The following is a 13,511-nucleotide window of genomic DNA, read 5'->3' as shown; positions in this document are numbered from 1 at the left end:
GGTGTGCATTAACGATGAGGAAGCGGCCATGAACATAACAAGCAAACTTAAGACATTTTTTTCGGTAACTACAGTAACACTGGCACTGGGGCTAACGACAGTGAGTCCAGTGGCGGCAACTCAAACCGCAGCAGATCATAAGGTCGCAGCTCTGGACACTCAATCAGCCTGTGCCTGTTTTGAGGTAAGGGTGGTGGGTGAAGGTCCGGCAATTCTGCTTATTCCGGGCTTGGCCTCTTCCGCTGATGTTTGGGAAAGTACCATCAGTGCGTTAAAGGACCACTACCAGCTGCATATTTTTACGCTGGCCGGTTTCGCAGGGGTGAAACCCCTCTCCGCTGAGGCGTGGGGACAAAGTTATTTAGTCACGCAACAGCAGGCAATCCTGGATTACATCCAACGCCAACAATTAACCAAACCGGTTGTGGTAGGCCATTCTTTAGGCGGCTATCTGGCGTTAGCCCTGGCTACCAGTGCTCCAGAGCAAATCGGTGGTGCCATTAATGTCGATGGCTTACCCGCTTTAGGCGTGCTGTTTGCGGAAAGTGCCGCGCGTAACACCGACACACCGCAAACGGCACCTGCCAGTTTTGATCCGATGCTGATGGCTAAAGGTATGGCAAACAATGAAAGCTGGCATCAGCGTATCGTCAACGATATGTTCCGCTCTGACGGCATGACCTCTGGCCGGGTAATGGGTGAATTAATGCAGGCAGATTTAAGGCCACAGCTGGCTAATCTCCGCGTACCGGTGTTGACGTTAGGCGCCTTACAACATGGCGCACCTTACAGCACACCGCAAGAAGTGCAGGCTAATTATGAAAAGCAGTTAGCTAGTGCTCCGGCACAGTTCCATCGCTTTGCGTTTGCGGCAGACTCCAAGCACTTTATTATGGCAGACGCCCCAGACTGGCTGAACCAGCAGATCAGCCAGTTCCTGCAAACGCACCTTATCAGCGGGGAGTAATGACGATGTTGCCACTGGATGTTCAACGCTTAACTAAAGCTTATGGCAGTAACACCGTGCTGGCTGGCGTAGATATCTCACTGGCTGCCGGTGAGGTGCTGTGTGTGCTTGGCCCGAATGGTGCCGGTAAAACCACCTTAATCTTAACCCTGCTAGGGTTGGTAAAAGCCGATAGTGGAGAGATCCGGCTTTTTGGCAACCAGCAGCAGGGTATAACGCGCAGCCAGGCGTTACGCCAGCAGCTTGGGGTGATGATGCAAATCGGCAGCTTAAGCGCCAATCTTAGCGTGTATGAACAGTGCGATTTATTTAGCAGTTACTATGCACACGGCTACAGCGCTGCCGAGCTGGTGCAGTTGGCAGGGCTGGAAAGCCATGCCATACAACGATTTGGTAACTTATCTGGCGGACAAAAGCAGCGTTTGTTGTTTGCTTTAGCATTAGCAGGTAAGCCTAAGCTACTGTTTCTCGATGAGCCGACCTTGGGTATGGATGTCGAGGCGCGACAGGCATTATGGCAACAGGTGAAACAGCTCAGGCAGCAAGGCGTCGCTGTAGTGTTAACCACGCACTATCTTGAAGAAGCCGAGCAATTAGCCGATAGCATTGCGGTGTTGCATCAGGGACGGATTGTGGCCAAAGGCAGTCCGGAAGAATTAAAAGCCCTAATGCAATACAAAGTGGTGCGTTGTCGCAGCCGCTTAACGGATGCGGAGCTGGCCTTATTGCCAGCGGTATTGCAAGTTAGCCGTAAACAACAGCAGATCACCTTACATAGTCGCCATGCTGAACAAACGGTGCGTGCTTTATTAGATGCAGATCAGCAGGTTACTGATTTAGAAGTCCGGCCCGTCGCCTTAGAGCAAGCCTTTTTACACCTTACCCAAACCCCTGCAACGCAACAGGAGCAAGCCGCATGAACACCGTAGCTATCTATCGAAAAGAAGCCTGGTACGATCTGCTGAGCATTTTGCGTACCCCGGCTTTTGTCATTCCTTCCTTAGCCTTTCCGGTGGTGTTCTATGTATTTTTTGGTGTGCTGTTTAACAGCGGCGGCGCGAGCGCCTATATGTTGGTGACCTATGGTTGCTTTGGTATTATGGGTCCGGCCATGTTTAACTTTGCCATCAATATTGCCAGCGACCGGGCTCATGGCTGGTTAACCTTAAAGCGCTTGTCACCTATGCCAGTGCCAGCCTATTTGCTGGCAAAATTTGCGACCGCTCTGGTGTTTTCACTGGCGATTATTGTGCTTATGTTTAGCATTGCCGCGCTGTTTGGCGGCGTAAGGTTGGCCGTTGGACAATGGTTATTACTGGCGGTGGTGTTATTACTGGGCACCTTGCCTTTTGCCTTAATTGGCCTGATTTTAGGGTTAACCCTCAGTGATAAAGCTGCCCCTGCGGTGGTTAATCTAGTGTATCTGCCGATGGCTTTGTTATCGGGTCTGTGGTTACCGATTCAGATGTTGCCGATGTTGCTGCAGCAAGCCGGCTGGATTTGGCCAAGTTATCATCTGTCACAAATAGGGTTGAAAGTGATCGGTATGGATCAGGGGCATGCGCTGTCGATTCATCTGTTACTACTTACCAGCAGTAGCATTCTATTGGCGATAGTCGCAGTTTGGTCATTTAAACGCCTTACTGGAGAAAATACGTAATTTTCATCGTACATGGGCACCGAAAGTAATCTGGCGTTTCAGTTAGAAATTCCGAAAAACAAAATTAATAAAACAACAACAGTCATCCAGGGCAAAGGTGACAACCACCAGCTTACACCCTCGATACTGGCTTTTCATGGGTAACATTATTTCAATTTATATTCAAAACCCGCTTCAGCTTCACTATCGTGAAACGGCGTTACCCGGGTTTTTTTGTTGAGCAGGGTATTTACCAGTGAATTGGGGAAGACTTCGATGCCATTATTAAAGTCTTCCACATTCTGGTTAAAAATACGGATCGCGGCACCGATATTTTCTTGCTGTTCGGCGATTTCACGCATCAGGTTGTTAAAGATTTCAGAAGCCTTGAGTTCCGGATAGGCTTCTACCGCTACAGTTAAACCCTGCAATAGTTTTTGGGTGCTACCTTCAACCTGTTGCAAGGTGGCGGTATCGATAGTGCCGGGTTGTAAACGCGCTAAGCCGGAACGTAGTTCGGCAATACTGCTTTGTAACCCCATTTCATGCTGTTTAAATTGTTCAGTCACCTGCTCCAGATGCGGGATCATCTTATTCTTCTGCCGCTCCTGAGTAATCACATTCGCCCAGCCGCGCTCGACGGCATTCATCCGGGTGATAATGCCGTTATAAATGACCACCACCATAATCAAAACGATGCTGACGATGCCGATTAGAATACCCAGTCCCATGGTGCTGCTCCTAAAAGTTACTGTCTGAATGCCGCAGTAGCTGATGCACTGTCGCTAACAGCTGGCTGAGCTTGGGCAGTGCAGTTGGTTGTTCGATACTGTGCCTGAATTGCGCCAGTTGATCCAGACCACAAGGGGCTTTACTCTGCAACATATCGTTGTCAGCAAAGCTGATACAAAGCTGTCCGTCATGACTAAAGGCCAGATTAAGTTGTTTCAACTGCCGGGCTTGTTGCTCCAGCGCCACTATCACCGCTGGTTTTAAAAACCGTGCTGCTTGCATCGGTTCGGCGGCCCGCACCTGAAAGATCTTATTAAAGCGACCAGAGTCGCTGGTATAACGTTCGCCAGTAATGCCGTCAGCGGCAAAGGACGTCACAAAGAGATCGCGGCAATAGGCAAAAGGGATAATTAGGCCATAGCGGTCAAAGTGGTCGTATACGGTACGGGTTTGCACCTGACCTTTACTGTTAGTCGTTACCTGAGTGCGTTTATTTACATAATGAAAATGCCAGTAGTGGTAACTAAATTGATGTTCGGCGCCGCTGAAGTGGCCGCGGATAAGCTGGCGGAATTCCCGCTGATGATTACCTCGCCGGAACTCGGCAAACTGCTGCTGCCAACTGCGGGTGACGTTTGGCCAGTCCGTGTTGGCCAGCTCCGATAAGTTGTTATCCAGTAGCGCATTTTTCCAGTACAAATGCTCAGTAAAGCGTTTTAACTGCTGTAAATGGTAAAGCGCAGCCAGTAGCGGTACGACACTGCACAGTGCCAGGATAGCTGCGGCATAATACAGCACGACACTGCTTTGTAACTGATAGGTCAGTACAGCCAGTAGCAGGCTTAGTAACAGCCCCGCGCTGCAAAGATAAGCGCGCTGCTTAAAAGAATAGCGGATCGGTTGTGGTAGTAGGGCCAGTTGCTCCAGTACTGCCATCAGGGCTGTTTTATCCGCAACCTGATTCAGTTGCTTCTGTAACCTGCTGATGGCCTGTGCCAGCTGACGATTGGGGTTAATGGCTGCCATAAGCCTCCGCGACAAGCAAAGACTTTACCTTAGCAGGACGGTCTGATTTTAGCCAAGCTGATATTTCTCCAGCCGGTACAAAAATGCTTTATAGGGTAGCTGCAGTAGTTTGGCTGCCTGGGCGCGGTTGCCGTTGCTACGCGATAACGCCTGTAGCAGGCAGTCGCGCTCATGTTGTTGCCAGTTCAGGCCCTCCGCCGGTAATACAAAGCCGCTGCTGACGGTAGCTGCAGTGTTAAGATCGGCTAATAGCTCGCGCTCATCTGCCAGTAATACAAAACGCTCAATGCGGTTTGCCAGTTCACGCACATTGCCGGGCCAGGGGTAGTCCATTAGTTGGCGCAGCGCGGCTTTACTCAGCTCTGCTGCCGGCAGCTGATAGCGTTGCTGGCTTTTTTGTAAAAAATGCTGGATCAGTCGCGGGATATCTTCCCGTCGTTCGCGCAATGCTGGCATATGCAGTGGCACCACATTTAAGCGGTAAAACAAATCCTCCCGAAAGCGACCTTCCTGCACCGCCAGGGCCAGATCCTGATGGCTGGCTGCAATAAGCCGCACATCCAGGCTAATTTCCTGATGACTACCCAGCCGCGTGACCTTACCTTCCTGCAACAGTCGCAACAGTTTGGCCTGCAGCGCAGCCGGTAACTCGGCCACTTCATCCAGAAACAGGGTGCCGCCATTAGCGGCTTCAAATTTCCCGGCTTTACTCTGATGAGCACCGGTATAGGCGCCTTTTTCGGCACCGAACAGCTCAGCCTCGGCCAGTTGTTCCGGAATCGCACCGCAGTTAATAGCGATAAAGGGACCCTTGCGCCCGGACAACTGATGCAGCGCACGGGCAGCCAGCTCTTTGCCGGTACCGCTTTCGCCGCTGATCAGCACAGTGGCGTGGCTGGCGCTGATACGATTAATGCGCTGAAACAACTGCTGCATACAGGGCGCATGGCCAATTAGCTCGACAAGTTGCTGCTGCTCGCTTAACTGTTCGGTGAGTTGTTGATTTTGCTGGCGTAACCGCCAGGCACTGAGGCCCTTGCTGATTGCCAGCAACAGCTCCTGCCGTTTAAATGGCTTGGTCAGGTAGTCGTCGGCGCCGGCCTGAATGGCTTCTACCGCATGGCTGACCGAGCCATAGGCCGTAGCAACCACAAAGCCCAGCTGCGGATAATGCTGGCGCAGGTACTGCAGTACCTGCAGGCCACTGCCCTGACCCAGTTTCCAGTCACATAACACCAAATCCAGCGGCTGTTGCTTGAGGGCCAGAATCGCAGTTTCGACACTGTCAGCGCTCTGTACCTGATAGTCCTCAGCACGTAGTAACTCACATAGCAATTGACGCTGCTGCGCATCATCTTCCACTACCAGTAGCCGCTCAGTCATGCTGTTGTGTCCTGTGAAAGGTGAGTGTTGCTACGCAGCCGCCTTGCGGATGATTGTGTAACTGCACTTTGCCCTGATAATAGAGTTTAAGTAAACGGCTGCACAAATACAGCCCCATGCCAGCCCCTTCGGCTTTGCCGGAACAATGTGGCTGAAATAAGCGGCTGGCAATAACCGGATCCAGCCCCGGGCCCTGATCCCGGATCTGAATTTGCAGTGCGGTTGGCTGCTCCCTGACCTCAATCGTAATCTCGCCGCCAGGCGGGCTGGCCTCAACGGCGTTGGCCAGTAACGAATGTAAAATGGTTCTAAGCTCAGTTTCTGCGCCCGGCAACCGCGCCTCCAGATCACCGGCTAAGCGGATCCAGCTCTGGTCTGAGCTAAATTCCAGTAGTAAGTCCTGTAGTACCGGCTTTAGCGCCACCAGCTTACTGCGCTCAATATCGGCACAGCTTAGCGTCAGCATTGCGGTCAGGCTGCGGTTGATATGCTGCATCTTGCGCTCGGCCTGTTCAGTTAAGCGTTGACGTAACGCAGGGTCATCACTGCTGGCAACCTGCTCCAATAACAGGTTCAGGGTGTGCAGCGGGTTGCGTAGCGCATGCACCATGCCGCGGCTGATTTCGCCCAGCTCCGCCAGATGTTGTTGCTGTTGCAGCCGTTGGCTTTGCTCGGCCAGTTCGGCCAGCCGGACACTCATCTGGTTAAACTGGTCGCTAACATAACGGTACTCGCTTAAGCCGCTGACCGGCACCTGCTGTCCAAGCTGGCCTTGCTGTAAAGCCCGAAACCCCTGTACCAGATGCTGTAACGGCTTAATCAGACGATGCCCCAGTAGTAGTGCGATCAGTATCGCCAGCAAGGTGGTACTGACGATCAGCAGCATCGCGTAGCGGCTAAATTCGGCTAACAGCGGTGTACTTCTCGCCTGCTGGCGGCGCAGTTGCAACTGTTCCAGTTGTTGTTTTAATTGTTCAGGTTGAATCTGGGTGCGAATACGCTGCGCTGCCTCGCGGGCCAGCTCGGCCTGGCGCATCTGATCATTGATCAGCCGGACATCCAGCTGTTTACCCTGATGCTCAATTTCAATAATCTCGACCCGCGGTCGGGCCGCAGGAGCCGGTGGTACGGGTGGTAATGGTGCCCATGCCAGTTGTTCCAGATTGGCTGCGGTTTGCGACAATACTACCCGGGTAATTTCGGTACTTTGTTCTGTAACCTGCTGTGCCAACTGATTTTCCAGCCGTTGTAACAGCCAGATTTGGCCAAGCGCCATTAACGCCAGTAAACAAATAATACCCAGGCTCAGCGCCCAGCGGATTGACATAACGAGGTCCTGCGTACTTTGATAATAGTTTTAGCTTACAAAGCTTATACCACTTTGCCCAGTAAGAACTTTATATGTTTAATCAGCTGCTTAGCGAAAGTGTGATTAAGGTGACGCTCTCAGATCTGCCGAAATGGGGAAACTGATGTGCCGATATCAGGATAACAGATAACGGCAATACTGTAACACTATGAATTACAATGATAAAAATTATGGCATTAAACTTTCATTAGCAGTTGGCCCAATCAACAGGAGATTAAGTTATGCGTGTAACCTTATTAGCGACCCTGATCGCCCTATTAACCGGCTGTGCTATGCCAAAAGCCCAGGCAGAGCCGGCACCGGAAGTGAGCAAAGAGCAGGAAACCCGTATTGTGGTGTTGCAGGATGGCGAGAAGCGCGAGCTGCGTTTTAGCGGCAGCAACTGGCGGGAAAGCGCTGAGTGGCAAGCCTTACTGCAAGAGTTAGCACCGGAGCAGGCGGCACGGCTGGAAGCGCTGCTGGCCAAGGCTCCGTTACCACCGCTGCCGCCGTTGCCAAAAAATGTCGAAATCATTGAGGAGAACGGCGTCCGGCGGGTGATGGTGCTGGATGCGGATGGTCAACCGCTGGAGCAAAAAATCATCAAAATTCGCGCTGACGCTGCCGGCCACCGCTTTGAAGCAATCAAACGGCTGTTGGAGAGCGCCGAGCTCACTAAAGAGCAGTTGTTAGAGCTACAAAAAATCCTGGATGCGAAGCACTAAGCTGCGTCAGGCTCAACCTGTCGTCCCAACCCGGCAGGTTGAGCCGCCTAAAGTGTGGTCAGTAGCGCCACCGGTAACTCCCAGCTGGCAATGAGTATCTCGCCTTCCCAAGTTTCAATGGTTAACCACAATTTATCACCCTCATCCAGAGTCGCGGGCGCTATCGCATGAACATGCTGACCATGCCGGCTGCCATGTAATATACCGTCGGCGGCTTGTTGCAGTTGCCCTAGCGGCAGCGCCTCGGGGCCAAGATTGACATAGCCCTGACGGATCTGTGCCACATCGCCCTGCTGGAATGCCAGATAAAAATCTTTCAGATATTGGTCATGATGAATATAAGGTGGCTTAAGATTAAGCGGCATCGGCGCAATGGTAAAGGGCCCCAGTTGCTGGCTTGGCCAGGGTGCCGGAAACTGCGGATGTAACGCCTGATAAAAATACCAAAGGGGAAACAGTAATACGATACCGCTAAGATAGTAGCGATAACGTTGCCAGAACGAATCAGGATGCTTCATAGTCGGCCTCGCTCAAATCAGTGGTGTGACGACTGCGGCGAATTGCGTATTGGGTACGGCCATGCCACAACAAAAAGCCGGTGATCGACATGCCGGTTAACAACAGGCCAAAGATAAACCACAGTGTTTTGGTCCACAGTCCTGCCAGGGTGCCGTAATGAAGCGGATCTGCCAGATGCATAATGGTTTGCCAGGTGTTCATATTGGCCGGGGATTTTTCGCTGGCGATTTCACCGGTCCAGGGGTTAATACTCAGGGTGTAAGCGAGTCTGTCATAAAAAATGTGGTCGCCACCACCCATCAGGGTATACATACCACGCTGGTGTTCCGGTAACAGTAAATAACTGGGCTGGAAGTCCGGGAAACGCTGTTGCGCGATGTCTAAGGCTGCTGCCAAATCCAGCCGGCGGGCATCTGCCGAGTTTGGCAGTGTGGCAGCGGACACCACGGGGGTATGCGGTTCAATATCAATATCGGCGTGCCAGAGCACCGCTTGTGTTAAATACCACAAACCTGTTGCACTCATCAGCAGTAAAAACCAGATAGACCAGACACCCGCCAGTCGGTGTAAATCAGTGAGTAAGGTCTTTTTACCTTGCCGCCAGCGCAGCTGGGGTCTTACAAAACTGCGCCAGAAATTTTTGTAAACTATCAGCCCGGTGATCAGTGCGCCCAGCATCACAATTGCCATGGCCGATACCAGATAGTAGCCAACACTGTAGCCGTTTTGCCAGGGAAAAAGTAACCAGCCATGCAAACTACGCATAAACCCGATAAAGGTTTGTCCCTGATTTACCTGCTGAATTTCTCCGCTGTACGGATTAATGTAAGCCAGCGCGTAAGGTTTATCGTGATCGGTAAAGGCCACCACATGCACTAAATAGGGTTCGAACACCATTACGGTACTGATATCTGCAGTCGGGAATTGTTGCTGCACCCGGGCAACCAGCTCTGGTATCGGCCGGGCGGGTAAGTTATCCGGATTACCGGCCCGTGCTGCCGGGTTGGTCAGCCAGGTTAGTTCATGGCTGAAGACGGCGACGGTGCCGGTCAGGCACACAAAGCAAAAGATCAACCACACGGGTAAGGAAAACCAGCCGTGTAACTGAAACCAGAATCGATTAGTCAGTTTTGCCATAACAGGAACACCTAGGAAATTTACATAATCGTAGCGCTAATGGAAATCATTATCAATTAATGTTTGATGTAAGGTCGCCACTGCTGAGCCAGTGGCGATCCTCTTATCAGAAGTTGTAACGTAAGTTAGCGGTCAGGGTTCGCTGTTGGCCATAGAAGCAGTCGCCACGGGCCAGGCAGGAAGTGATAACGGTTTTATCAGTTAAATTATGTGCTTGCAGGCTGACACTATAACGACCGAAATCGTAACCCAGCATGGCATCAAATAGGGTGTAGGACGCTGTCGTCAGGGGTTGATTTAACACCACGCCATTTTGTTGCACAAAAGCGGTGCCGTCCGACGTTTCACCAACATAACGTACGCCAGCGCCAAATTGCCAACCATCAAGTGCTGCCGGACGCCAGGTTGCCCAAATTGAGGCCAGTTGCTCCGGTTGCGCGGCCAGGGTTGCGCCTTGCTCGCCAATCCGGTTACTGCGACTGACATAGGCGTCAATAAAGGCATAGCTGGCATAAATATCCAGATCACGCCAGGCCAGTTGAGCTTCCAGCTCCACACCCTTTGCTGTTGCCTCGCCGCTTTGTATCTGACCATTTGGATTAATCAGTGCCGGATCATTTAACTGTCCGGCAGCCAGACTGGTAGTGCGGTTTTGTTCAGTGATCTCAAACACAGCTGCCGTAAGCAAATGTTCAGTACCTTTTGGCTGATACTTGATCCCTGCTTCAATTTGTTCCGCGGTTCTGGGCACAAAGGCTTTACCGAAGGCATCCGTTCCCAGTAAAGGTTCGAACGACTCACTGTAACTGATGTAGGGCGAAATACCCTGTTCGAACAAGTACATTAACCCGAGCCGGCCGGTTGTAGCATATTGACTGGCGGCAGCGGTTAGCTCGGGATTGGTGGTGGCTTTGTCGCGGCGCAGCGCTGCAGAAAGTAGCCACTTTTCGGCAATTTTCATATTATTTTGCAGATAAAGCCCGCTTTGATAGGTTTTACTGGACGGATAATCGACAAGATCTGCGGTTGTCGGCAAATTAGCAACCAGACCATACTGTGGGTTATATAAATCCAGCAAGCCACCGGTTGCGGCGTAGTAGGAGTCATTGTCGGTGTAAGCGTTTTGATAATCAAAACCGACCACCAGATTGTGTTCGATCAGGCCGGTTTCTAATTTGCCATGTAATTGCAGATCGCTGGTCAGGGCGCGGGCCGTGGCGTCACTTAAATACACCACCCGATTGACGCTGCGATTATCGGCTTGCAGTACCGGTGGCCAACCATACATAGTGCGATAGTCAGCATGGCTGTCGCTGTAGCGGCTGGCAAAACGCAGTTGCCAGTCGGCCGATAGGTCATGTTCCAGGATAGTGGTTAGTGCCACCTGCTCAGTATCATATTTGTCGAAGCCAGGCTCAGACACAAAGCGGTTACTTGGGATCTGGCCAAACTCATTGGCCAGTATTGTTCCTTTGTGCGGGAAGAACTGGGTGCTGGAGCCAGATTCATTTTGCTGCCAGTTTAGCAGTACCGTCAGTTTCGTCGCGTCACTGAGCTGCCAGCTGACCGAAGGCGCCAGCACTTTGCTGTTATCCGGTACAAAGTCGGTTTGAGTGTCACTGTCACGCCAAAGTGCAACCAGGCGCCCCTGAACTGCTGCATCGCTGTTGAGTGGGCCTGTCCAATCAGCGGCCAGTTGCTGCCGGGAATAGTTACCCAGTTGCAGCCACACCTGACCACTGGGTACCGGTTCCGGTTTTTTACTGACCAGATTCACAATACCACCTATCGATCCCTGACCATAAAGCACTGAGCTTGGACCTTTTAGGATCTCAATTTGTGACAGAGCGTACGGAGCAATCCGGACGTTATTGTAAAAACCGAATAGCGACTTTAAGCCATCCAAATACTGCACCGGTGATACGCCGCGGATCTGCGCCCAATCACCGCGGGTATCTAAACCATAAGGGCCGTTATACAAGCCCGCGACATACCCCAGGGCATCCTGCACAGTCAAGGCACCGAGATCCGTAATCCGTTCTTCCGTTAACACTGATACTGACAGCGGAGTTTCGATAATAGGTGTATCCGATTTCGCGCCCGAGGCACTGACATACGAAATCAGGCCGCGTTGGCTTTTCACCGTGATCACCTCAATTTCTTGCTCTTCCGGGCTTACCGGAGCCGGGGCGGCGGCTGCCGCTTGACCAATCAGCGCAGCCGACAGGCTGGCGGCAAGTAACGAATACTTCATTGATGCAGTCTCCTTGATAAAAGTTTGGCCGCAGTGTTTGCTACAACCGGGCCCTGACTAAGATGGCTGCAAATAATACAGTATTGATAATCATTATCAATAGCATTAGTGATAATTTATCTGCTTGGCTGCTAACACCACACTCTTGGTTACCGGCTGGCTTTAGGCTACAGTACCGGATACCTGACGGGTCATTTTGATAACAATAACAATGCAGCAGACTCCGTGTTATGTGCTGGCGCTGGATTTTGGTACCCAAAGCGTCCGCGCCATTATTGTCGACGACAGCGGCAATATTATCGCCAAAGGTCAGCAGGCGATGCCGCCGTATCACTCACCTGAGCCCGGTATGGCGGAGTTGCCGGTCAGTGCGTATTGGCAAACCTTAAGTGCAGCCTGTGCCGATTTGTGGCAGCACAGTCCGGTCGCAGCCAGCGACATTGCGGCCGTTACTCTTACCACCCAACGTGGCACCATGATTTGTCTGGATAAAGACCAGCAGCCGCTGCGCCCTGCTATTTTGTGGTTAGATCAGCGCTCGGCCACAGTGTTGCCCCGGCTTGGTAGCTGGCGCAGTCTGTTCTGGCTAATGGGTATTACGGCAATCGTCGAGCGTTTTCAGCGCCGGGCGCCGTCAAACTGGCTCGCTGAGCAGCAGCCACAACTGTGGCAACAGACCGCCCATTATGTCTTGCTCTCCGGTTACCTGACCTTACAACTGACCGGGGAGCTGGTGGATTGCAGTGCGGCCCAGGTTGGTTACCTGCCCTTTGACTTTCAACAACAGGGCTGGGCCAGCCGTTTTAGCTGGAAGTGGCAGGCGTTATCGTTAAAACCAGCGCAGTTGGCGCCATTAAAACCCCCAGCCACGGAATTGGGCAAGCTGACCGGCAGCGCTGCGCAAGCGTTGGGACTGCCTGCCGGGATCCCGCTGTTTGCTGCTGCGGCAGATAAGGCTTGCGAAGTCTTGGGCTCTGGCGGCCTAACGCCCGATACCGGCTGTATCAGCTATGGCACTACAGCCACCATCAGCACAGCCAATCGGCGCTATATAGAACCCGGCCCCTGGTTACCCGCTTACCCTGCGGCTCAACCCGGATATTACAATACTGAAGTGATGATTTACCGCGGCTTTTGGCTGGTAAGTTGGTTTAAAACCCAGTTTGGTTTGCAGGAGCAGCAGGAAGCGGCGGTGCTGGGCATCGCGCCCGAGCAGTTGTTTGATGAACTGCTCAAAGCTGTACCGCCCGGCAGTATGGGCTTAATGTTGCAGCCTTACTGGTCACCCGGCATTCGCGAGCCGGGGCCGGAAGCCAAGGGCGCCTTAATTGGCTTTGGTGATGTGCATCAGCGGGCGCATGTCTACCGGGCGCTGATTGAAGGTTTGGCCTATGCCTTGCTCGAAGGCCGCGAGCGTTTAGAGCGTCGCAATGGCGTAAAGATGCAGCGGCTGCGGGTATCGGGAGGCGGCGCGCAAAGCGAGCAAATTCTGCAACTGACTGCCAATGTATTTAATTTACCGGTGGAAAGGCCGCATACCAGTGAAACCTCAGCACTGGGCGCTGCCATCACTGCCATGGTTGGGTTACAGCGCTATGCGGATTTCAGGCAGGCGCAGCAGGCGATGTGTCAAAGCCCGCAGCGTTTTTTACCAGAGCCGGCCGTGGCGGCGCAATATCAACGCCTGTATCGCGAGGTGTATTTAAAAATGTACCGCCAGTTAAAGCCCCTGTATCAGAAAATCCGCGTGATCACCGGTTATCCGCAGTGAGGTGCTTGCA

12 protein-coding genes are annotated in these 13,511 nt (G+C 52.3%); 5 read left to right on the top strand and 7 right to left on the bottom strand.

The annotated features are described in order from the left end of the window. Positions 1 to 28 precede the first annotated feature (28 nt). From AGRI_RS10810 to AGRI_RS10800, 3 genes are read left to right on the top strand one after another with little or no spacing between them, the layout of a single operon-like run. Entirely contained in the window at positions 29 to 967 is a 939-nt protein-coding gene (locus AGRI_RS10810; protein ID WP_008984977.1) for an alpha/beta fold hydrolase, read from the top strand. Then, positions 967 to 1,887 carry an ABC transporter ATP-binding protein gene (locus tag AGRI_RS10805; RefSeq protein WP_237713069.1) on the top strand — a complete coding sequence of 307 codons (921 nt, stop codon included), beginning with the start codon at positions 967 to 969 and terminating at the stop codon, positions 1,885 to 1,887. The genes AGRI_RS10810 and AGRI_RS10805 overlap by 1 nt, the downstream gene beginning before the upstream one ends. After that, positions 1,884 to 2,627 (top strand): ABC transporter permease, encoded by a 744-nt coding sequence (locus AGRI_RS10800; RefSeq protein WP_008984975.1) that lies wholly within the window; start codon positions 1,884 to 1,886, stop codon positions 2,625 to 2,627. The genes AGRI_RS10805 and AGRI_RS10800 overlap by 4 nt, the downstream gene beginning before the upstream one ends. Before the next feature lie 146 nt (positions 2,628 to 2,773). On the opposite strand, the gene AGRI_RS10795 is transcribed toward AGRI_RS10800, so the two are convergent. The 4 genes from AGRI_RS10795 to AGRI_RS10780 are packed head-to-tail and all read right to left on the bottom strand — an operon-like array spanning position 2,774 to position 7,074. Further along, a complete protein-coding gene (locus tag AGRI_RS10795) occupies positions 2,774 to 3,337 on the bottom strand; it encodes a LemA family protein (RefSeq protein ID WP_008984974.1) in 564 nt (187 codons plus the stop codon). Positions 3,338 to 3,347: 10 nt separating this feature from the next. After that, positions 3,348 to 4,364 carry a DUF3137 domain-containing protein gene (locus tag AGRI_RS10790; protein WP_040291817.1) on the bottom strand — a complete coding sequence of 339 codons (1,017 nt, stop codon included), beginning with the start codon at positions 4,362 to 4,364 and terminating at the stop codon, positions 3,348 to 3,350. Positions 4,365 to 4,412: 48 nt separating this feature from the next. Beyond that, positions 4,413 to 5,747, bottom strand: a complete 1,335-nt coding sequence (locus AGRI_RS10785; RefSeq protein ID WP_008984973.1) for a sigma-54-dependent transcriptional regulator — start codon at positions 5,745 to 5,747, stop codon at positions 4,413 to 4,415. Then, positions 5,740 to 7,074: a sensor histidine kinase gene (locus AGRI_RS10780; protein WP_008984972.1), complete on the bottom strand. Its 1,335-nt coding sequence runs from the start codon at positions 7,072 to 7,074 to the stop codon at positions 5,740 to 5,742. Before AGRI_RS10780 ends, AGRI_RS10785 begins: the two co-directional genes overlap by 8 nt. Before the next feature lie 263 nt (positions 7,075 to 7,337). Here AGRI_RS10780 and AGRI_RS10775 point away from each other — a divergent pair, with 263 nt between their 5' ends. Continuing rightward, positions 7,338 to 7,820 carry a hypothetical protein gene (locus AGRI_RS10775; RefSeq protein WP_008984971.1) on the top strand — a complete coding sequence of 161 codons (483 nt, stop codon included), beginning with the start codon at positions 7,338 to 7,340 and terminating at the stop codon, positions 7,818 to 7,820. A gap of 47 nt (positions 7,821 to 7,867) precedes the next feature. Here AGRI_RS10775 and AGRI_RS10770 read toward each other — a convergent pair whose 3' ends face one another. From AGRI_RS10770 to AGRI_RS10760, 3 genes are all read right to left on the bottom strand, one after another. Next, a complete protein-coding gene (locus AGRI_RS10770; RefSeq protein ID WP_008984970.1) occupies positions 7,868 to 8,338 on the bottom strand; it encodes a hypothetical protein in 471 nt (156 codons plus the stop codon). After that, positions 8,325 to 9,476: a PepSY-associated TM helix domain-containing protein gene (locus AGRI_RS10765; RefSeq protein ID WP_008984969.1), complete on the bottom strand. Its 1,152-nt coding sequence runs from the start codon at positions 9,474 to 9,476 to the stop codon at positions 8,325 to 8,327. The genes AGRI_RS10770 and AGRI_RS10765 overlap by 14 nt, the downstream gene beginning before the upstream one ends. 106 nt (positions 9,477 to 9,582) lie before the next feature. Beyond that, positions 9,583 to 11,730 (bottom strand): TonB-dependent siderophore receptor, encoded by a 2,148-nt coding sequence (locus AGRI_RS10760; protein ID WP_008984968.1) that lies wholly within the window; start codon positions 11,728 to 11,730, stop codon positions 9,583 to 9,585. Positions 11,731 to 11,941: 211 nt separating this feature from the next. On the opposite strand from AGRI_RS10760, the gene AGRI_RS10755 reads away from it, so the two are divergent. Next, complete coding sequence (locus tag AGRI_RS10755) at positions 11,942 to 13,501, top strand: FGGY-family carbohydrate kinase (protein WP_008984967.1); 1,560 nt, start codon at positions 11,942 to 11,944, stop codon at positions 13,499 to 13,501. Positions 13,502 to 13,511 lie beyond the last annotated feature (10 nt).

The sequence above is a fragment of the Alishewanella agri BL06 genome, assembly GCF_000272005.1.
In the GTDB taxonomy this organism is placed as follows: domain Bacteria; phylum Pseudomonadota; class Gammaproteobacteria; order Enterobacterales; family Alteromonadaceae; genus Alishewanella; species Alishewanella agri.
Note: the sequence above shows the minus strand (reverse complement) of the source record. Positions and strands in the feature narration are given on the sequence as shown.

Excerpts from the sequence above, each read along its gene's own strand:
- AGRI_RS10810 (WP_008984977.1), top strand. The coding sequence starts at position 29 with ATGAACATAACAAGCAAACTTAAGACATTTTTTTCGGTAACTACAGTA.
- AGRI_RS10805 (WP_237713069.1), top strand. The coding sequence starts at position 967 with ATGACGATGTTGCCACTGGATGTTCAACGCTTAACTAAAGCTTATGGC.
- AGRI_RS10800 (WP_008984975.1), top strand. The coding sequence starts at position 1,884 with ATGAACACCGTAGCTATCTATCGAAAAGAAGCCTGGTACGATCTGCTG.
- AGRI_RS10795 (WP_008984974.1), bottom strand. The coding sequence starts at position 3,337 with ATGGGACTGGGTATTCTAATCGGCATCGTCAGCATCGTTTTGATTATG.
- AGRI_RS10790 (WP_040291817.1), bottom strand. The coding sequence starts at position 4,364 with ATGGCAGCCATTAACCCCAATCGTCAGCTGGCACAGGCCATCAGCAGG.
- AGRI_RS10785 (WP_008984973.1), bottom strand. The coding sequence starts at position 5,747 with ATGACTGAGCGGCTACTGGTAGTGGAAGATGATGCGCAGCAGCGTCAA.
- AGRI_RS10780 (WP_008984972.1), bottom strand. The coding sequence starts at position 7,074 with ATGTCAATCCGCTGGGCGCTGAGCCTGGGTATTATTTGTTTACTGGCG.
- AGRI_RS10775 (WP_008984971.1), top strand. The coding sequence starts at position 7,338 with ATGCGTGTAACCTTATTAGCGACCCTGATCGCCCTATTAACCGGCTGT.
- AGRI_RS10770 (WP_008984970.1), bottom strand. The coding sequence starts at position 8,338 with ATGAAGCATCCTGATTCGTTCTGGCAACGTTATCGCTACTATCTTAGC.
- AGRI_RS10765 (WP_008984969.1), bottom strand. The coding sequence starts at position 9,476 with ATGGCAAAACTGACTAATCGATTCTGGTTTCAGTTACACGGCTGGTTT.
- AGRI_RS10760 (WP_008984968.1), bottom strand. The coding sequence starts at position 11,730 with ATGAAGTATTCGTTACTTGCCGCCAGCCTGTCGGCTGCGCTGATTGGT.
- AGRI_RS10755 (WP_008984967.1), top strand. The coding sequence starts at position 11,942 with ATGCAGCAGACTCCGTGTTATGTGCTGGCGCTGGATTTTGGTACCCAA.